Consider the following 20,147-nt stretch of genomic DNA (forward strand, 5'->3'; position numbering starts at 1 on the left):
TGTTACTATAACTATACCCTGTTCTCTTCAGCTATACGGCTGATCTTGTTAAGCCTGTGATTCACCCCCGACTTGCCAAGAGGTGTATCAAGAAGTTCTCCCAACTCCTTAAGGGTGGCATCCGGATATTCCATCCTTAGCTTTGCTAGCTCCCTAAGTCCGTCAGGCAGGTCTTCAAGCTTATTTATATTTTTAAGATAATAGATGTCGTCAAGCTGCTTTCCCGCTGCCGAAGCGGTTTTCCTTATGTTGGCAGTCTCGCAGTTTACCTTGCGGTTTACCTTGTTTTTGACATCCTTGTATATTCTTATGTTTTCAAAATTCATCAAAGCCTTGTGCGCCTCGGTAATCCCAAGAAACTCTGAGATTTCATAGCTTTCCTTGATATATACGGGATAATGGTTCTTTCTCTTAATAAGCTTTGCCTTTATACCTACTTCTGAAAATATCCCTGTTAGCTCCAAAGCCTTACTTTCGCTGTCTACAACTATTTCAAAATGATAGCTTTTTTCCGGATCACTGGCTGAACCCGATGCCAAAAAAGCCCCTCTTAGAAAGGCCTTTTTACAGCAGATACTCTGCACAATCATATTTGACACAAGAGAATAATCATCTCTAAAGCTTCCTTCTTTACTTAGGAGCTTTATAGCCTCAAGTACTTCTTTCGCAGCCTCATCCTTTACGAGTATGGTATACATCATTGAATTCTTAGAGATATTCTTTCTGATTGATACCTCTCCCCTTATATCAAAGGCCTCTCTTAAAAGCTCATAAAATTTCCTGACTGTATATATATTTTCAGTGTGAATAAGCAGTCTGTAACCACCTGTTTCGGTTATTCTTATCCTTCCACAAAGTACAATAACAGCTGCAATCTCAGCTATCTGGCAGTGTCTTGCTTTTGGCATATACTCCGTAAGTTCTTCTTTTACATCTGATGAAAAGGACATATCAAATCTCCCTATGTTCTATCCTGGCCTTATAATTTGTTCCTCCAAACCACTCAAGTAAAGCATTGGCAAGGGTTACAGACCTGTGCTTGCCTCCCGTACAGCCAATGGCAATGACAAGCTGGTTCTTTCCCTCCGCTATGTAGTTTGGAAGCAAAAAGTCCACCATATCAGTAAGCTTGGAGAGGAACTGCCTTGCAGCCTCACTTGACATGACATATTCATATACCTCTTTATCATTACCCGTCTTTTCCTTAAGTTCAGGTATGTAAAAAGGATTGGGCAGGAATCTCACATCAAATACCAAATCAGCATCTGACGGTATCCCGTATTTATAACCAAAAGAAAGTATAGTAGTCACAAAACCATTATACTTTTCCTCATTTATAAATATTTTATAGAGCTCGGCTCTTAACTCCCTTGTAAGAAGCCTGCTTGTATCTATGATGTAGTCAGCATTCTTCTTTAGGAAATCAAGCCTTTCCCTCTCTCTTTGTATGCCCACCTCAAGCCTTCCTGTGCCCGAAAGAGGGTGGGTACGCCTTGTTTCCTTGTAACGCCTGATAAGGCTCTCATCAGAGGCTTCCATAAAGAGGATTTCAGCCCCCTCATTCTTTACCTCAGGCAGGATATCCGCAAGCTTATCAAGACCTGAGCCACTTCTTATGTCTATCCCTACTGCGGTCCCTATGTGTTCTCCCTTGGCCTTTGTAAGCTTTGCAAAGTCCACCAAAAAGTCTACAGGAAGATTGTCCACACAAAGATATCCTGCATCTTCAAGACTCTTGATTGCTGTAGTTTTACCTGCCCCCGACATACCGGTGATGATTACAAGTTTTGACGATATCATAGCATTTTTACCTCCGGATAGAGCTTCACACCGCTTTTTTCTTCTACTACCTTCTGTACATAAGCTATTAACTCTTTTACATCCCTAGCCGTGGCATTATCAACATTGATAATAAACCCGCTATGTTTCTTTGAGACCTCTGCTCCTCCTACTCTGGTTCCCTTAAGCCCCGCTTCCTCTATAAGCTGTGAAGCATAGCCTGTCTCAGGTCTCTTAAAAGTAGAGCCTGCACTAGGATATTCCAGGGGCTGTTTCTCACTTCTTCTGGAGTTTAAGTCGTCTATCTTAGCCTGAATCTCTTCTTTCTTGCCCTTGGTTAGCTTAAAATCCACAGCCACAATGACTGCATTATTAAGCTTAGATACCTTACTGTGGCGGTAGGAGAATTCCATTTCATCATTGGTGAAGTACTTAAGCTCTCCATCTATGATTATATAGACTCCTGCTACCACATCCTTCATTTCGCCGCCATAGGCACCTGCATTCATATATACAGCCCCGCCAACTGAGCCTGGTATACCTGATGCAAACTCAAGACCTGTATATTCTTCCTCCACGGTAAAGGCCGCAAGTGCAGAGAGGCTAAGGCCTGCACCAGCCCTTATGACATCTCCTTCTATCCTTGCTCCTGCAAGCTTGCCGGTAAGGTGGATAATAACCCCCTCCACCCCTTCATCATTTACCAAGAGATTGCTTCCATTTCCTATCACAAAGAATCCTACTCCCTCTTCCTTGCAGAGGTTGGTTACCTTTAAGAGATCACTGATGTCAGTTATTTCAAGAAAAACTTCCGCAGGCCCGCCGATTTTGAAGCTGGTGTGGGCTTTCAGGTCCTCATTTAAAAATATGGCTTCGCCACATAAAATGTTTTGAAGCCTTTCTACAAATCTACTTTTCATATCCAATCTTCTTTCCCGCTATCATAGCTGCACAGCCGTATATGCCTGCGTCATTTCCAAGAGTTGCAAGTCTGAATTCTTTATTTTTAACAGCATCCATAGCAAATCCATTATAGTACTTTGTAATGGCCTTGATGATGATGTCACCGGCCTTGGATACTCCTCCACCGATTACAAATACTTCAGGGTCTACTATCTGCGCGATGCCTGCACAGGCAAATGCAAGATACCAGCCAAGCTTGTCAAGTACGTCAACTCCTATGGCATCTCCCTTTTTGGCTGCATCTAGTACGTCCTTGGCTGAGAAACCGTCTATATCGGCTAAGATGGTAGAGCTCTTGCCTTCTATCATCTCCATCTTGGCAAGGCGGACTATTCCTGTTGCTGATGCATACTGCTCAAGACAGCCCTTCTTACCACAGTTACAGGACGCTTCCTCATTTGGATTCACGCAGATATGGCCTATCTCTCCTGCTGCCCCATTGGAGCCTGCAATTATCTTGCCACCTATAATAACACCACCGCCTACTCCTGTTCCAAGGGTGACCATGGTAAGGCTTTCGTGTCCCTTACCGCCTCCCTGCCACTTCTCCCCAAGAGCTGCAGCATTGGCATCGTTAGCTACCATAGCCCTAAGCCCTGTAAGCTTTTCAATCTCTCCCTTTACATCAGTTCTGCCCCAATGCATATTCACACACTGTGAAACGAAGCCATCCTCTGTTACAGGTCCGGGCACATCTATACCTATACCCTCACAGTCCTCTTTTGTATATTCATCGCTAAAGCGGTCTTCTATCGATCTTGCCACGTCTGAAAGCACGCTCTCAGGCAGGGTAGGTATTTCCCATTTGTTGATTAGATCCCCCTTCATGGTAAACATACCAAGTTTAACTGAGGTACCGCCAATGTCTACTCCAAAACAAAATTTACCCATAGTTTTCTCCTTCAAATATCTGTCTGATTTAACTGCCCATACGATTAGACTTTGCTTTGCTTATTAGAAGCCTCTTTTGGTATATGGCAGTATGTTATCATTTAATCGTCTAAATATCTCTGTTTTTCATTATATTAGATGTTACCCTGTCATAGAACTCCTTAGCCGCATTGTAACCCATCTTCTTCTGACGGTTGTTAACTGCCGCTGCCTCACAGATGATGGCAAGGTTTCTACCCGGACGTATAGGTATGCTGTGGCTTATGAGGTTGACTCCGAGAATCTCTGTATACTGCTCCTCAAGTCCAAGTCTGTCAAACTCATAGTCCTTATTCCACTCCATAAGCTTTACTATAAGGTCGATATTCTGGAAGTTCTTGACACTTGCAAAACCGAAAAGGGTTCTAACATCAATGATTCCTATACCTCTAAGCTCTATAAGATGCTTGGTTATCTCAGGGGCGGTACCTACAAGGGTATCCTCACTTATCTTTTTAATCTCCACTACATCATCGGATACAAGGCGGTGTCCACGCTTGATAAGCTCAAGAGCCGCCTCGCTCTTACCTATGCCGCTCTCTCCCATAATGAGGACTCCCTCGCCATAGATATCTACAAATACACCATGGATAGATATCCTTGGAGCAAGCTGATGGCGCATATAACGGATGGCCTCAGCCATGAAAGCAGAGGTTGCCTTATCTGTCCAAAGTACAGGAACTCCCTTTTCTACTGCCACCTCAAGAAGCTTCTCAGGGACTTCTATTCCCCTACAGAAGATGAGGCAGGGAATCTTGTAGTCCATAAGCTTGGCCAGAACCCTAACTCCTTCATCCTCGTCCATCCTCTTAAGGTAGGCATGCTCTACATTTCCAATTACCTGGATACGCTCTGAATCAAAGTAATCAAAGAAACCTGCGAGCTGAAGTGCCGGACGGTTTACGTCTATATGTTTAATCAAAATGTTCTCTGTATCTATTCCCGGTGTCAGATTATCAAGGTTCATTTTCTCGATGAGTTCCGACAATGGTACACTGTACATACCTTCCATGCTTTTGCTCCTTTTTGTAAGAAATATTGGTGATTTCAGTATAACATGAAGCGGGGGGTTATTCAATAAAAAAGGAAAACTGTGATGTGACTGTTTATTTACTACATTTATCTATATGTGTTATTGGCGCTTTCTCCAACCGCCATTGTATCCAGTCTAAAAATATCCATCTGCTCATAACTGTCTTCTCTTTTAATTTCTCTGCTGATAGTATTTCCCGTGCTCTTCATTAAATCGCTTATCTTTTTTTCACTTATCTCATAGGGAATTCCTCCCTTTTCAATAAGACCTGAATTACCCATATATTCCTTATGATTCCAAACAAAGGTTTTTGTCCAGTTATGTCTTAAATTCTCTATCGCCCCTGCCCAAGTGCCACCTTTGTTATAATCTGAGGATACAACAAAAGCACCACAATAAGCAGAAATATAAATATATTTATTCCTATTCATAGCTCTGGCAACACTGAATCCCATTTCCGGTTTTACATCAGAAATGAGCAGCAGTCTTTTATTTATAAGGTTCGTAACCACGTCTTTCTTCTTTATCTTCGTACTTAATGAATCTGCAATAAATGATACTACTCCCCCATTATTTTCTATCGCAGTGTTCTCAGATATCGAATCAACGCCTCTCGCACCGCCTGAATATATTATAAGTTTTTCCACAGTTGCTTTGGCAACAAGTTTTTTAGCAAAATCTATTCCTGCTTCATCTACATTACGAGAGCCTACAACTGCAATTCCCATTTTCTTAGCAAGTTCTATATCACCCGAATAAAACAGTACTTGCGGCGTTTTTCTCTCCAATTTTTGTTTTAATAATATCGGATAGTTTTTATTGAATAAAGTTACTACTTGTATCCCTTTATTCATCAAAGAATCAAGCTCTAGGGCTACCGCTCCTCCTCTTGATACAAGCTTCTTAATACGTTCTCTCTCATTAGCTTCGTACCCGAGCTGGTTTAACAGTTCATTTTCTTCATTTAGAATTAACCCGGGTTCTAACTTCATATCAATTATTCTATCTAAAAATGTATTCCACTCACCCGTAGAAAAAGGCTTTACATCATCATTTTTGTTTATACCTATGTAACTGCATAACAGTATTGCAGTCATTTCATTATCTGAGAATTGCATTTCATCCCTCCTCTTTGCCTGCACTATTTGCCAATGCAAAAGGAAATACCTTTCCACTGCCCTTTTCCCTTAGTTTATACCCGCATACTGTAAAAGTCCACCTTGAGTCAACCATATCGTCAACCAGTAGAATATTTCCATCAGGACACTTTCTTACTTCAAATGAGCTATTGGCATTGTTATATTGAAGATAGCTTGTATTTAACTCTTTCTGACATACATTATTTGTTATCTTCTCTATCACCTCATAGTATGAAAGCTCCAGCCGCTCTGAAAGCCTCTTTGCAAAAGACTTTACTAATTCAGGGTGCCTTAAAGAAGGTACACTTGTTACCCATTGTATGTTATTATTTTTAGCAAATTTTTCAAGTAATGCTACAGAGGCTTCTACAAGGCTGTCATCAAAATAATCATTTTTATATTTACCTTCAGAGACTGATATGCCCCAGCCCGAATCCCCATAATTGCTTAATACCAAGCCTTCTTCACACCTATATTCGTCAGATATCTTATTTACACCATTAACCCTGATTCCATCAGGCCACTTTTTTCTTGCTTCGATAACATTAAAGTCATCCTTAATAAATTTCTGAGCTTCCAATATCAAATCTTTAGATAATTCAGTTTCTATAAGCATATGTCCCTTACAGTTAGAGCATTTCCCGCATTTCTTTGCTGTGATATCGTCTAATTCTTTTGCTATAAATTCCATATAACAGTTATTCTGTCTCAAGAACTCTTCCATCTTCAAAAGCTCATTTTTTCTTATTTCCGTTATTCGTTCACTCTTTTCCAGATTAGGCTTCCATTCTCTTGCAGACTTATAATATTTACCTTTTTCAACATAAATATCTCCATTTACTAACAGGTATTTAACGCAGGCTTCGATTTTACCCCTTTTCATATTTATATGGGTTTCCATCTCCCTGATTTTAATCCCCGGATTATTCTTAACTGTTTCAACAACTGCTGTCATAAGCTTTTCAGTTGGAAATGCAGAGTTAATGAAATAATTATTTATTTCATCATCTTCACCACCACATAGCAATATTGCATAGGCATTGTCAATTCCTCTTCCTGCACGTCCTATCTGCTGATAATATGCCACTATATTACCAGGTTTTTGAAAATGTATAACAAAGCTAATATCCGGTTTATCAAAGCCCATTCCAAAGGCTACTGTTGCTATCATAACCTTTATTTGATTATTCATAAATGATTCTATAATCTCGTGTTTTTTCTCTATATCCAAGGCGGCATAGTAGCTTTCACTTTTTACTCCATTTTTCTTCAACCAATTGTCAAGCAGCTTGCAGTCATTTACAGTAAGACAATATATAACACCTGTTCCCGGGATATCATTAATATTCTGCAGTATCCACACCATCCTTGCTTCTTTTGATGGCAGTTTTACAACCTGTAAAGATAGGGATTCCCTCATAAGACTGCCACGACTTATTTGTAAGCTGTCACCAAGCTGCTCTTTTATATCATTTACCACTCTGTTATTAGCAGTTGCAGTTGTGGCTATAACAGAAATATTAACCGGTAAAATACTAAGAATATCTACAATCCTCCTGTAATCAGGCCTGAAATCATGTCCCCAGTCAGAAATACAATGAGCTTCATCGACAACAAAAAGCATTATTTTCTTTGCCATCTTCTCCAGCATAAACTCTTTAAATTGCTGATTGGACAGTCTTTCAGGCGATATAATTAAAGCATCAACCGAGCCATTTTCTATATCAGACATTATTTGATTCCAATAATCAACATTTTCAGAATTGATTGTTTTAACTCGTACCCCAATCTTTTTAGCAGACTCAATTTGATTGTTCATTAATGCAAGCAAAGGGCTTATAATAAGCGTTATTCCATTTTTCTTTTTCTTTAGTATTTTTGTAGCAAGAAAATATACCAAACTTTTTCCCCATCCGGTTTTCTGTACTACAAGTACTCTTTTTCCATTTACAGCATATTCTATCGCCTCTCTTTGCCCTTCTCTAAATTCTGCTCCTTCACCGTAAGCAGCTTTTAATTCATTAAGTAATTCATCCATACCTTAAACTCCCTTAATTATTTACTTAAAATTCTCCCTCAACAACTTCCCAAAATACCTGCTCATTTTCTCTGCCCCATAGAGATTTAGATGAAGCCCTCCGTCATAGGTATCCTTGGAATAATCAATCCCCACCTCATCTTGTTTATCAAGAAAATTGATGTACTTTAAGTCATTTTCCCCTGCATAATTCCTAATCTGCTCATCCCACTCTTTGTACCAGTAAGGATAAAGAATTGGTGCCTTCATAAGGATGAGCTCTACATTGTTTTCCTTACATAGCTTCACCATCTTGTCAAGATACTCGTAAGATATGTCAGGCAGTCTGTAGTCGGAAAGAGGCTTCCCTACAGGAATCTTATCCACAGGATGTACCCCTTTATTCACAAGGTAGCCGTCCTCAGACACCTTTGGCTTAGTGAAAATGTACTTAAAGTCCTGACTCGTAAGCTCACTCCAGCGTGAGTGGAAACGAAGCAGAGGAAAGACATAGGTGATAAATTTCTCCTCAGGAAGCATAGAAGCCTTGACTGCCTCTACCTTAGAAGCAGACCACCTCATACCGTCAAGAGTCATGCGGTTGTAGCTCTCCTTTTGAGCCCTAGCGTACTTCATAGCAAGCACATTGTAAACTACGGTCTTTGGCTTCTCATACTTAAGCATTTCTTCAAGAAGATAGTAAGACTGCCATATAAGCTGGTTGGCACTTCCCCTTATATAGGACTTGATGCCATATTCCTTCCTCAAAACCTCTGGCGAAAAGCTTTCATAGACTTCGCAGTCTCCTACAAAGAGCAGGTCGTGGTCTTTCTCTACGTCATAATACTCACTGATAAGCGCACCTTCAGGATTGTCCTCCACATACTTAGGCATAAGCAGTCTCTGAACGAAAAAAAGAATGGCAAGGGTGATGCAAATGGTAGAAATTATATATATTTTCCTCTTCATTCCTCCTCCTAAAACCTGTTGTATATGAACTGTGAGCTGTCATAGCCTATACCATAGACTCCAAAAATCAGAATCGTTACAAAAAGCAGGGCAAGCACAGGGTACCAGATAATCTCATCTTTAGCTAATATCCTGTCTCTTATGTCAGTAGTTCTTGAGGCAAGACTTACCACAAATAAAATAACTACTCCCACAGCTAAAACGAGGTAATCAGCTGTAGTTATTCCAAGGTCGGTAACTACCGCCTTTCCCCAGTTATTTACCCAAAATATACTAAAAAATGCCTTAAAAGTCACTCCTACATCGCCGTAGCAATCAAGCATTCTGATACTGCTCATTATAAATACGGTGCGGATGGCTGAAAATGCATCGTAAGCTCTAAAAGGTAGCTGCTTTATCGGAATAAGTTTGTGAAAAGCCGCAAAGACAGGCTTAAGCTCGTCAGATATCAGTATGCAAAGTCCATTTAGGAGCCCCCATACTACAAAGTTCCAGCCTGCTCCATGCCAAAGTCCTGTGAGGAACCAGACCATAAGTGCTGAAATGTAGACAGGCACACGCTTTCCTATGCTTTTCCCAAGGTGCTTTCTGGAGAACTTTGACAGCTTCAGCATAAAAGTCGATACGGAAAGTGGATAGAATACATAGTCCCTAAACCAAGCCCCCATGGTTATGTGCCAACGGCGCCAGTATTCCTTAACATTTTTTGAAAAATACGGTCTGATGAAGTTCTCCTCCACCTTGATTCCAAGCATTTCCGCTATGGCTATGGTGATGTCTATTCCGCCTGAAAAGTCTGCATATATCTGCAGTGCATAAAACATGATTCCCATAAGGGCGAAGACTCCGTTATAGGTCTCAGAGTCAGAAACAATGGTAAGAACTGCAGGTAAGATGCGGTCTGCGATTACCATTTTCTTAAAATAACCCCATAACAGCCTGTAAAGCCCTCTGATAAAGTCTTTGTGATTGTAGCTATGCCTTGTAAAAAGTGACTCAGAGATATGGTCAAACCTGCTTATAGGGCCTTGGATTAGTTGCGGGAAAAATGATATGTAAAGGGCGAACTTAAAGAAATTTTTCTCAGCCCTGTATTTCTTGCGGTATACATCCACAAGATAGCCGATGCTCTTAAAGGTGTAGAAAGAAATTCCCATAGGTAAAATGAGGTTAAGAAACTTAAATCCTCCACCGCCTGTAAGTGCATTTGATACTATGTTAATATTGGCAATGACAAAGTCAGCATATTTTACCACTATGAGGGTTCCAAGGCTGAAAATAAGACCGAAGTAGAGCCATTTTTCCCCCTTACCTGAGGCAGTGAATCGGTGCTTTTCCTCCGCTTTTACCTCTGAATTTCTTTTAGATATATTCACATAGATATCGTCTATTTTAAGGCTCGCAAACCAGACTCCGGCAGTAACCAGAGCCATATATATGAGATAGACTTTGCCGGCATAGAAGTAAAATGAAAGGCCTGCAAAGAGCAAAAACTGCCACTGAAACCGCTTAAATACAGTATAATAGCAGATAATGAAAGCTATTAAAAAGGCTATAAATCCATAAGATACGAATAGCATCTCTACTCCAATTCCACTAAAAGTGTAATAATCGCTTCAAGTGAGTTAAAGTTGTCGGGTGTAATCTCATTGGCAGGCACCTTTATATCGAATTCTTCAGCGATTTCCGATATGAGAGTCACTATGTCAAATGAGTCAAATATCCCGCTATCTATGAGGCTTTTCTCCTTTTCATAATCAACCTCCGGGTGGATGTCCTGCAAAATGTCAAGTAATTCAGTCTTATTCATAAAGGCTCTCCTTAAATAACCTGTGATATGGGATTGCTATAGCTTCCCCATTTACTTTTAAAATATAACTATAACACTTTAGCGAATATTTTTAAATGAGTTTTGATAAAGCCTTCCTGTCTATCTTACCACCTGCCATAAGCGGAAGCTTATCAAGCTTAACCACCTTGCCAGGAACCATATAGGAGGCAAGTCTATTTCTAAAATTTTCCTTTACCTTGGCTTCTTCTATTCTACCCTCGTAGAAAAATGTTATAACCTCCTTTTCAGGGTTATAAATACAGCATCCTCTGTCAACTCCCTCAAATGCACCTCCACAGGCTTCTATCTCTTCAAGTTCAATCCTATAGCCTCTGTGCTTTATCTGATTGTCCCCTCTTCCTGCAAAATAAAGCTCTCCATCCTCTCCAAAGTAGCCTATGTCGCCTGTCTTGTAAAGGAGTATAGACCTACCATCTGTTAATTGGTAGTTCACAAATTTCTCCTTTGTCCTCTCCTCATCTTTGTAGTAGCCTGAAGAAAGCCCTGTTCCACCTATGCAGATTTTGCCTTTATGCCTTAAATTCTCCATTTCAGCAGACTGTTTTACTATGTGGCTGTATTCTTTATCGATGAGAAAAGTCTCAACATTAGGAAGCCGTTTTCCTATTGATAAATCTATTTTGCTATGCCCAAAAATCTCCGTATCATCAGGTTTTGCTATATGGCTGTCTTCTTCATCCTTAGAAAAAATTCCCGCACCAGGATGCGGATTTGCTATAGGGTTACCTTCCTCATCCATTAGAAAAATCTCCGTATCGGGAAGCGGTTTCCCGATAGGTATACCGTTTTCCAGTTTCTCCACATCATAAACCACATAATAACTGCTCATACCTGTACACTCAGTTGCACCGTACAGATTGATAAATCTTGCCCCAGGGCAGGCTTTCATCCACTGTTTCAAATGGCCAATCAGCAATACTTCGCCGCCAAAGGCAACAACCTTTAGGTACTCAGGCTTTGCTATGTCAAAGGCTGATAGCTTGGTAAATATGGTAAAGGCAGAGGATACAAAGCAGATAGTGTTTATCTTATGTTCATTAAGGTATTCTATGAGCATAACCGGAGACATAAATAGCTTCTTAGGAATAAAATATGTAGTCGCCCCGTATTTTAGCGTGGTATAGACATCCTTTAGGCTTGCATCAAGATAGAGCGGCGCCTGATTGCCAAATACAGTATCCTCATCACACTCTAAGACTTTGCCAAGCCCCTCTATATAGTCAATCACATTCCTATGGCTTGCCACCACTCCCTTTGGCACCCCTGTAGAACCTGAGGTAAATACCAGGTAAATAGTGTCTATCTCTTTTGCCTTATGGCTTATATCTAGCAATAACATGGCATTAGTTTGCCTGCTTAGAGCTTCCTCAAAGCTACAAATATCTCCACTAAATCCAAGGTTTTTAGCCTTTTCCCTAGTATGTTCGTCAACTATCATAAGCTTTGCTTTAGTTATATCTATGATGGCATCAAGCCTTGTCTCAGGCATATCAAGGTCTAGCGCCACATAAAAATTCCCCGAGCGGACTACTCCCAAAAGGGCAGAAACCTCCTCAGGGGACTTCTCCATAAAGACAAGTATAGGCTCGTTATAGATATTTTTATCAGCTATGAAACTTCCTATAGCTTCGGTTTTCGATTTAAGCTCCAAAAAGGTCAAGGCGGAAGCTTCACCTATAAAGGATGGCTTGTCGGGGTAGCTTGTGGCAGTTTCATCAAGGTAAGTGAGTATATTAGTTGGTTTCATAATGTTTATTCTTTTCTAAGATTGTGGGGAGGGGCAGTTTCCCTTAAAATAAGTTCTTCGACCAGGTAGGCATCGCTCATACAATGCATATCTGAGATTCCTTGGCTCATAAGTGTGTAAACTATAGAGTGATAAAAATAATCTAAGGCTTCTTCAACTGTTTTATTACGCTCTTTTGCATAGGCTACTACAATTCTTGCGTATTTTTTCTGTAAAAGGATTGGGTGTGCTAGCATATTATTTCACTCCTTTCAAAATGGAGATATTTGAGCGATTCTTCCGAACGAAAACAAATCTGCAAGTTCGGTTTCTCATAACGCAGACGATTAATAGCCTCTTTTTTCTCAATAAGTCCATCAAAAAACAATTCAATGGTATTGAATACTTTATCATTGGCTACACCACCAATAACGATATCATAATCAGACTTATCTTTACTAAGTCTGCAGTTTACTACAAAATCCAGCCATTCTTCCGAATATGAATCAAATTTCAAGGTCTTTAAGCTCTCAAAAGCCTCTTCGCTAAATTCATATACCGACACAATTCCTTCCTTACCTTCACTTCTTACCTTTTTACACCAATTCTCAGCTTGTTCGAGAATTGGCGTGGTATAAAAGCCCTTTCCGAAGTCAACATTCAGCCTCGAATGCTCTAAGTCCGGCTTAGATACCTCAAGATATGAGCCATGATATAAAATCATAATTCTACCCCTTTTCTCTTCATAAGCTCTATTATGTCATTTACAATATACTCCTTCCCCTGTGTGTGGAGCACATCATAACAAGCAAAGATGTATTCGTGTAAAATCCCTGAATTCTTTAATGCATCATAAGTCATGACAGCATCCTTATTAAGCACAGCTGCAACATTTTCTATACAAAATATGGCAAATTCTACTTCATTAAGACCATAGTCGGTGTTGGTGTTTTGCATATGGTTACCTCTTTTCTAAGGCTATTGTATAAGGGAAGGGGGTGGGTTGTCAATTGCGTAGATTGAAAAAGGACTGTGGCTGAGATTTCAGCTACAGTCCTATAATAGCATCTTTAGAATCAGTAGTTTGCAGAGCGCCAATTATTTACTCTCACCTACATCTTCTTTAGTCAAATCAATTATTTCCATATTGTCTAAATCAATCCCTGTCACATCTTTCAAGTCCTTAAACTCTCTATATCCTTTCGTAGTTAAAGTAAAACGTTTCTTTACTCCTTTTTCTTTTTTATGGTTTTTAGTAATTTTATCAATCCATTTTAGAAGTCTCAACTTTATCCTCCTATTTTTTTATGTTCCAAAACTCATCAGAAGCCACTACATAAAGCAAAGTCCTCGCCCTTGTCCCTGCGATATAAATGAACCTAGAATAATTCTCAGGTTTAATAGTTTCAATATCTACCAAGATTACAATTTTCGAATCTAGACCTTTGAAGCCTTGAATAGTTGAAAAGTACGGGATATTTTTATCAATTTCCGGTTTTCCCAATTCATTTACTTCTATTTCCATTTCTGACAAAATAGAGTTTTTATACCTGTGAGGTGCGAGAAAGACAACATCTCTTAAACTTACATTTTCTTTTTTAAATTCTTCAAGTATATCATCAATCTTTTTTTTGCATTCTTCAACGGTCTTATAACTAAGTTTTATAACTTCCTCACCATTCTCCCTAATGAATTCATCCAACTTAATTCCACTTAGCAAAGAACTATATGTCCCTATTTGAATTGTATTTCTACAATTAATCCTAAGCTTAAAATGAGCTGAGTGAAAGCCATTAATTATCTCCATTCCAGCATCATATTCTGGATTGTAAATGTTTTGGTCTGAATCGTAAAATATAGCCCAGTATCCTTTATCAAAGCCTCCCTTCAAAACAGTATCTAAAGGATATAAATAGGATGGTTTTAGAATATCCTGTCCTTCATCCATTACAAGCACATCATAATTAAGCTGATCAATCTCAGAATCAGAAAGTACTGATAAATAATCCAAAACTTCTTCAGGCAACTCTTCCGAAAAATACTTATTGGGATTAGCGTTTAATTTTTCATTATCCACTTGTACATATTCGCCAAAAAGAGCATGAATGTTTATCACCTTAAGATTTTCAATTCCTCCAATCTGAGCGTTTACATTATTGGAAAGGTTCTTGTTAAATGTCAAATATAGTACTTTTTTGCCTTCTTCAGCTCTTTTCTTCGCATAATCTGTCGCCAAAAGAGTCTTTCCAGTTCCAGCCTTCCCCTCTATCATAAGATGTGCATTCATAGATAATGCTTGCACAAGCTGTGTCTGCTCATATGTCAATCTTACAAGTTTTCTCTCCACATCATTTAATCTGTCTGAGAGCATAGGAACAAATACAAAATCTCCTCTAAGAAAATTAACAATATTCTTGATATCTTGTATCGAAAGTTTGGCCTTGTCTTTATACTTTATCTTTTCCCAATATCCGAAAATATTTTTGATATACTCGGTAATATCTGAGGTTGATTTGTCAAAAGTTATTTCTGGAATACATTCCTGACCGTTATACTCAAATCTAATGTCAGGAAATACAACGCCGCAGGCCATTGCGATATTACTAAGTCTATTGCTATTATGGAATTTGTCCTTTAATATCTTGTCAAGACTATACATATTCCCCACAACTTGTGCAAATGGTCCTTCATGCTTTGTTCTTTCTATTCCATACCTATCTATAAAATACCAGTTCCCATCTCTACACTCTACTCTGCCACCCTTTATTTCAAGGCAGGCTACTCCATATTCACAAACAATGACAAAATCGATCTCTCCGTAAGCTTTGTGATTGTGCTTTGGAAGCCCCAGCGAGTGTAATATATAAGCATATTTCAAGTCTAGCTCTTGCAATACATTATACATCTTTTTTTCTGCATTGCTTTTTATTTCTTCACCCAAGTAGGGTGGGATAAATGTAGGCATATGTAGAACCTCTCCTTATATTTATGCTCCTTCATAATAATGATCGATTCAAATAACTTGTAGATATAAGAAATTAGTTTTCTTAGTCATCATCATTTATCATTCTATTATTTTTTTTATAGCTCTCTTTAGTATACATTCATCGTTTATTTTAGAATTGCAATTCCTAGAACAATCATAATTATCACCGCCAGCATAATTACTATATGATTCCGTATGCTGGCTGTCTTTTTTTTTCCGAAAGAAATTATCCTTCCCGATTGTCCAGTAATGTCTATTATTTGTCTACCACTATTCTGTGCAACACATAGTTTAGACCTCAAAAGACTAATATCCGGATTTTGAGTTGATAATATAACAAAAAAAGCATCTTCATTTTCAACTCGCCTAAGCATTTGCATATTACATTCACATATTTTTTCATAGCCTACTGAAAGAAGTTCCATTATTTTATCTGTCTTAATGCTGTAACCAAATTCTTTATTGTTTGAAATAACCATACTATTCAAGACAATTTCAGCAAGCCTATTGTCCTCATCACTACCCTTCATAAAAGAGCAAAACTGATTCCACTCATCTGTTACAATTGCAATATTCATATAATAATTGCAATTATCCTTCTTACAAACCAATTTCCTCTTTAGCAAAAAATATTCATTATTTGAATTGAGATTATTTATTTTACCAAATGCACTTCTTAATATTCCAGTTTCAAAGCAACCTCTAATAAATGTATCTATATTCTTGTCTGATAACTCCTGAACTACAGGAATTTGTTCCTGTAGTTCTATTTTACCTAGATTAAATCCTATTGGTGAACCATCATATGAGCAGTAATAGTATAAAGTAATCATAATACTTAATCACCTCCATCTTAAAACTTCAATGTATTTTGTATAATATGGTATCCATCGTCTTCTTTTTTAAGTCTTTTTAAAACACATTTTTTTTGTTCATCATAATCACTAGCAGATGCAAAATTTAAAAATTTCTCTGAAATGAAAATCCCCACTTTATCGAGGAATGTTCCTTGAGAAAAATCCTTATTTTTTTTCTGCTCAGCCATTTTAAATAAATAAGCCAACAAGTATACCACTGGTTGCTCACAATATTTAGGTGATGGTTTTTTTACATTTATATCAGAGAAAATATATACCGCTTCCTCTGGTGTCTTATAATTATTAATTTTGATTTCTCTTGTCTGCTTATCTCTTCCAAAATGGCTAAATATCACACTCCCCAATGTAAATATAGGTGTTACAGCAACCTCATATTTCTTTTTATTTCGGTTAAAATAATTTATTAAATTTGCATAAGCTTCCTCTGTCCTTTTTCTAACCTGATCCATTTTCCCATCATTTAAATATCTTTCACATTTTAGAGGTACAAACAATATTAGCTTTTCACCTTCTTCACCATCATCTAATGCCGTTTTTAACATTTCTGTTGTTTGGTAGCAAAAATTACGATATTCATTATATTGTCCATCTTCTTCCATTAGATGCGGGGTATCTATAACCACAACAATCACTTGAGTTTCTGTCATCAGATTCCTAAGTTCTTCGTGATGAACTTTATCAGTCAACCATTCTCCAGGATAATCGATGAACTCCACCTGAATCTTTCCCTTTTTACCAGCTATTCTTATAGAATAAGTGTACTTCATCATATCATCCGTAGGATTGCTATCTGGTATTATATTTCTACTTTTATCACCCAAAAAATAGTCATTAATTTCATTAATTTTTGCAGTTAAAATTTCCAATGTATCAAAATCATCAATTGCAATGGTTAAATTTGTATCTGCAAACTGCGTTTCAAAATTATCCTTCATCGCTGCCAAAACACTGGTTTTACCACATCGACGACCACCTACCATCATAACTTGTACTTTCAAAGCTTCAACACTACCCATTTTATACCTCCTTGCTCATAAAGCAAAACTGTTTTTTATTATCATACTTGCGAATTTCATTAATTAATTCGTCCCAATATTGACTAACAGATTTCTTTGCTTGATATTCACCATATTTATCCTTCCAAATAAAAGATATATTATCTTCATAAAAGTACTCCCATGCTCTTTCAACTGTAAAATCACCTTTGCTTGCATACACTATCCTATCATAAAAATCCTTAACAACTGCCCATAAAGCAGTGTTTGGATAATTATAAAGTGTTTTAAAATCCTCTTTAATATTTTTGTATACAGTTTCAAGGTTATGCTCTAACCATGAAACTATATCAGATGCTATTATATCCTTTTCAGCAAGACTTCCTCTTATTTCAGGAGGCTGTTCCGATAAACTAATATCTATAGTGTCTAAATTCCCACGTACCCTATAAATCAAAAAGCTCTCCATTCGTAAATCAAATTTTAAAAGCTGCTCTAAAGCCTCACTAATAAGTTCATATTTATTCTCACTATTAAACTTGCTTATCAATTCTTGTAACCATTCATCAACGTTTTCAACAGATTCTGTAATTATATACTTTAACCCACCTTCATTCTCATCTGCTAGACAATGAATTATATTATTTTTCATTTGAACAACTAACTCATGCAAAACTACATTTAATTCTAAAAAGTCATTAATTATGTTAAGTCTAATCCTATCAGTTAATCTTTCATATGCATTATGCTGATTAATGGTTCCATTATTAAGATAATCTAGTATTTCTTCCTTTTCAGGAATATTCTTGAATATATTTAGCAACTTTTGTTCCGCAGCTTTTTTCAAAACTTCACAAGCATTTTTCCTTAATTTGCCGTAAGGCTCAGAAAGATATAGATTTCTTATACTATTGGTCATTCTGTTGTAAGTCTTATTAATTTCACTTCTAAATTCTCTTTTAGTATCTAGATCAATCGTTGCTAGAACTGCCTTGCCAACTTTGTCTGCAATGTTATGATACTCTTGATATAAGACTTTTATTTGATCAGCAGCCTCATTAATCATCAGCTCATCAGTGATTGGCAGTCCGGTAGAAAGTCTATTCAATATTGGGATTAGCATATTTTCTTCAACATCTTTCCTATCAAAACAATCAATTATCATGCAGTCTGCGGTTATATCGTCTTCAGTAATACCCTTAATTCTTTTTTGTATTTCTGCAAGTCCATCAACATTCTTTCCAACACCACTACTAACCTTATTTAAAATCCAAAACAACAACTGTTTAGTATAATCTGCAGTCATTTTATCCGATATTGACTGTACTATATCTATATCATCTTGTTCTAATTTTTGTCCTTTAGAGTCTGGTCGTGTCATTAAAATAATTGCATCGCTATCTTTTCCAACAGTCTCTAGCATTCGTTCACGTATATCAATAGCAGTATCACCTAAGCCAATAGTATCTACAAGCATTATTTTCCCAGATTGTTCACAAGGAAACTTACACATTATATTTGCTACTTTAACAGCCAAATAACTAAAGTACTTTTGCGCTTTATCTTTACAACTGTATTGCGCTACATATTTCTCGATATCCATTGCCGGGACATTCTTCTTCATTCCAAGTAGTGGTATCAGTTCCTCGCTATGTTCAATATATTTTACCAACTGTTCAAATAAAGCTAATTTTTTAGCACTTGTTGTATCAATCTGATTACGCAAGTCCACTACGGGTAACTTTGAGATTTCTTCTACTGACAAAAGTTTGTTTTTGTCTTCAAAGATATCTTTCATATATTTATTAACAATTTCCAAATACTCTGCTCGGTTATAAAAATTTATCTCAGCAGTAACCTCGGTTACATCTTTATTTATTATTACAGATTTTGTACCAGTACAATCTGCACCGTCTGAAGCAGGAATAATATCTCCCGAAAGTCCGCTAATACTTTGCATTACAAGACTTTTCCCTTGTCTTGCACGACCTACAAAGCTAATGTGTATTTCTTTACGGGAAAAACGATCTTCTAATTTGTTAAGCAGAGACACCGCCTCATCATACGCACCATTAAATTGTTTAGTATTTATTAGTCTTAAATCTTCAGCAATATCCGGGTTTTGTTCAAATAAATCCCTGAATTTGTCTGATTGGTCTAACCCAGCTTCTTCACAAATCGTTTCAAGTTTCTCAATAACTTGCTTGGCTTGAGCTATTTTCCCCTTCATCTCAGAAACTAAAGGCAATTTTCTTTCTCTCTCTTTAATTAGTTCCTCTATCTTACTAGGTATATCCATTCCGAACCTCCTTTTGTCAATCAATAATATTAAATGTATTATCTACTTATATCTAGCTAAACCCCTTCATTAAGAACTATCAGGCAAGCACTTTTCTTTCATAACTTTTCCATTACCAAAACAAAACAAATACCAGAATCGTTTTTCATTAAAAATCAGTTTACTTCTCATTTGTATTCCGCCCTCTCACTAATATACATTACAAATATCATACTTGTAATATAGACTATGTATCATTGCAACAAAATACTTCACGATACTAAATAACAACATCTCATATATCTATACTCCTCCTATTCATCATATATATATATGCTCAAATCTAATTATGAGCTTAAACCCCTTCTAACAATTATTCCAGTTTTCTCTTTTTGTAGATATATTCTTAATAAATAATTGCTTGTTCTTTTCTGGCACCTTAATAATTACAGAAGTTATACCTGTCATAATTTTTCTCATCTTTAATTCTCTCACACTCTTCCCCTTGTTAATGTCAACAGCTACTACTGAATCATAAACTTTCATAGTCACCTTATTCTTGCTATCTTTAATATCTGACTTTAATGAAACCTTATTCATAA

At 37.4% G+C, this 20,147-nt stretch carries 20 protein-coding genes; all 20 read right to left on the bottom strand.

All coding sequences use genetic code 11. From position 1 onward, the window contains the following. Positions 1 to 11: 11 nt before the first annotated feature. Complete coding sequence (gene whiA / locus JJN12_RS09745) at positions 12 to 950, bottom strand: DNA-binding protein WhiA (RefSeq protein WP_208429496.1); 939 nt, start codon at positions 948 to 950, stop codon at positions 12 to 14. A gap of 1 nt (position 951) precedes the next feature. Next, positions 952 to 1,800, bottom strand: a complete 849-nt coding sequence (gene rapZ, locus JJN12_RS09750) for an RNase adapter RapZ (protein WP_208429497.1) — start codon at positions 1,798 to 1,800, stop codon at positions 952 to 954. After that, positions 1,797 to 2,699 carry a UDP-N-acetylmuramate dehydrogenase gene (gene murB, locus JJN12_RS09755; RefSeq protein WP_208429498.1) on the bottom strand — a complete coding sequence of 301 codons (903 nt, stop codon included), beginning with the start codon at positions 2,697 to 2,699 and terminating at the stop codon, positions 1,797 to 1,799. The genes rapZ and murB overlap by 4 nt, the downstream gene beginning before the upstream one ends. After that, the gene (locus tag JJN12_RS09760; RefSeq protein WP_208429499.1) at positions 2,689 to 3,633 is read right to left on the bottom strand and encodes an ROK family glucokinase; all 945 of its coding nucleotides are present in this window, start codon (positions 3,631 to 3,633) and stop codon (positions 2,689 to 2,691) included. The genes murB and JJN12_RS09760 overlap by 11 nt, the downstream gene beginning before the upstream one ends. 109 nt (positions 3,634 to 3,742) lie before the next feature. Then, positions 3,743 to 4,675 carry an HPr(Ser) kinase/phosphatase gene (gene hprK / locus JJN12_RS09765; protein ID WP_208430376.1) on the bottom strand — a complete coding sequence of 311 codons (933 nt, stop codon included), beginning with the start codon at positions 4,673 to 4,675 and terminating at the stop codon, positions 3,743 to 3,745. A gap of 116 nt (positions 4,676 to 4,791) precedes the next feature. Further along, the gene (locus tag JJN12_RS09770) at positions 4,792 to 5,823 is read right to left on the bottom strand and encodes a DNA-processing protein DprA (protein ID WP_208429500.1); all 1,032 of its coding nucleotides are present in this window, start codon (positions 5,821 to 5,823) and stop codon (positions 4,792 to 4,794) included. Position 5,824: 1 nt separating this feature from the next. Beyond that, on the bottom strand, positions 5,825 to 7,882 hold the full coding sequence (locus tag JJN12_RS09775) for a RecQ family ATP-dependent DNA helicase (protein ID WP_208429501.1): 2,058 nt from the start codon (positions 7,880 to 7,882) through the stop codon (positions 5,825 to 5,827). 21 nt (positions 7,883 to 7,903) lie between these two features. Further along, positions 7,904 to 8,830, bottom strand: a complete 927-nt coding sequence (locus tag JJN12_RS09780; protein WP_208429502.1) for an SGNH/GDSL hydrolase family protein — start codon at positions 8,828 to 8,830, stop codon at positions 7,904 to 7,906. 8 nt (positions 8,831 to 8,838) lie between these two features. After that, positions 8,839 to 10,410: an MBOAT family O-acyltransferase gene (locus JJN12_RS09785; RefSeq protein ID WP_208429503.1), complete on the bottom strand. Its 1,572-nt coding sequence runs from the start codon at positions 10,408 to 10,410 to the stop codon at positions 8,839 to 8,841. A 2-nt stretch (positions 10,411 to 10,412) separates the two neighbouring features. Continuing rightward, positions 10,413 to 10,640, bottom strand: a complete 228-nt coding sequence (locus JJN12_RS09790) for a phosphopantetheine-binding protein (protein ID WP_208429504.1) — start codon at positions 10,638 to 10,640, stop codon at positions 10,413 to 10,415. Positions 10,641 to 10,731: 91 nt separating this feature from the next. Continuing rightward, positions 10,732 to 12,429 carry an AMP-binding protein gene (locus JJN12_RS09795; protein WP_208429505.1) on the bottom strand — a complete coding sequence of 566 codons (1,698 nt, stop codon included), beginning with the start codon at positions 12,427 to 12,429 and terminating at the stop codon, positions 10,732 to 10,734. Positions 12,430 to 12,434: 5 nt separating this feature from the next. Then, entirely contained in the window at positions 12,435 to 12,665 is a 231-nt protein-coding gene (locus JJN12_RS09800) for a DUF3791 domain-containing protein (RefSeq protein WP_208429506.1), read from the bottom strand. Then, positions 12,659 to 13,132 (bottom strand): DUF3990 domain-containing protein, encoded by a 474-nt coding sequence (locus tag JJN12_RS09805; RefSeq protein ID WP_208429507.1) that lies wholly within the window; start codon positions 13,130 to 13,132, stop codon positions 12,659 to 12,661. Before JJN12_RS09805 ends, JJN12_RS09800 begins: the two co-directional genes overlap by 7 nt. Next, the gene (locus JJN12_RS09810; protein WP_208429508.1) at positions 13,129 to 13,365 is read right to left on the bottom strand and encodes a DUF3791 domain-containing protein; all 237 of its coding nucleotides are present in this window, start codon (positions 13,363 to 13,365) and stop codon (positions 13,129 to 13,131) included. Before JJN12_RS09810 ends, JJN12_RS09805 begins: the two co-directional genes overlap by 4 nt. Before the next feature lie 141 nt (positions 13,366 to 13,506). Continuing rightward, a complete protein-coding gene (locus JJN12_RS09815; RefSeq protein WP_208429509.1) occupies positions 13,507 to 13,695 on the bottom strand; it encodes a hypothetical protein in 189 nt (62 codons plus the stop codon). A gap of 10 nt (positions 13,696 to 13,705) precedes the next feature. Continuing rightward, positions 13,706 to 15,373, bottom strand: coding sequence for a nuclease-related domain-containing DEAD/DEAH box helicase (locus JJN12_RS09820; protein WP_208429510.1), 1,668 nt, complete (start codon positions 15,371 to 15,373; stop codon positions 13,706 to 13,708). Between the two features lie 146 nt (positions 15,374 to 15,519). Continuing rightward, positions 15,520 to 16,227, bottom strand: coding sequence for a hypothetical protein (locus tag JJN12_RS09825; protein ID WP_208429511.1), 708 nt, complete (start codon positions 16,225 to 16,227; stop codon positions 15,520 to 15,522). A 20-nt stretch (positions 16,228 to 16,247) separates the two neighbouring features. Beyond that, positions 16,248 to 17,288: a TRAFAC clade GTPase domain-containing protein gene (locus tag JJN12_RS09830; protein WP_208429512.1), complete on the bottom strand. Its 1,041-nt coding sequence runs from the start codon at positions 17,286 to 17,288 to the stop codon at positions 16,248 to 16,250. Between the two features lies 1 nt (position 17,289). After that, positions 17,290 to 19,566 carry a hypothetical protein gene (locus tag JJN12_RS09835; RefSeq protein ID WP_208429513.1) on the bottom strand — a complete coding sequence of 759 codons (2,277 nt, stop codon included), beginning with the start codon at positions 19,564 to 19,566 and terminating at the stop codon, positions 17,290 to 17,292. A 345-nt stretch (positions 19,567 to 19,911) separates the two neighbouring features. Continuing rightward, positions 19,912 to 20,145 (bottom strand): hypothetical protein, encoded by a 234-nt coding sequence (locus JJN12_RS09840; RefSeq protein WP_208429514.1) that lies wholly within the window; start codon positions 20,143 to 20,145, stop codon positions 19,912 to 19,914. Between the last annotated feature and the right edge of the window lie 2 nt (positions 20,146 to 20,147).

Origin of the sequence: Catonella massiliensis, assembly GCF_016651435.1 — a bacterium.
Classification (GTDB): Bacteria; Bacillota; Clostridia; order Lachnospirales; family Lachnospiraceae; genus Catonella; species Catonella massiliensis.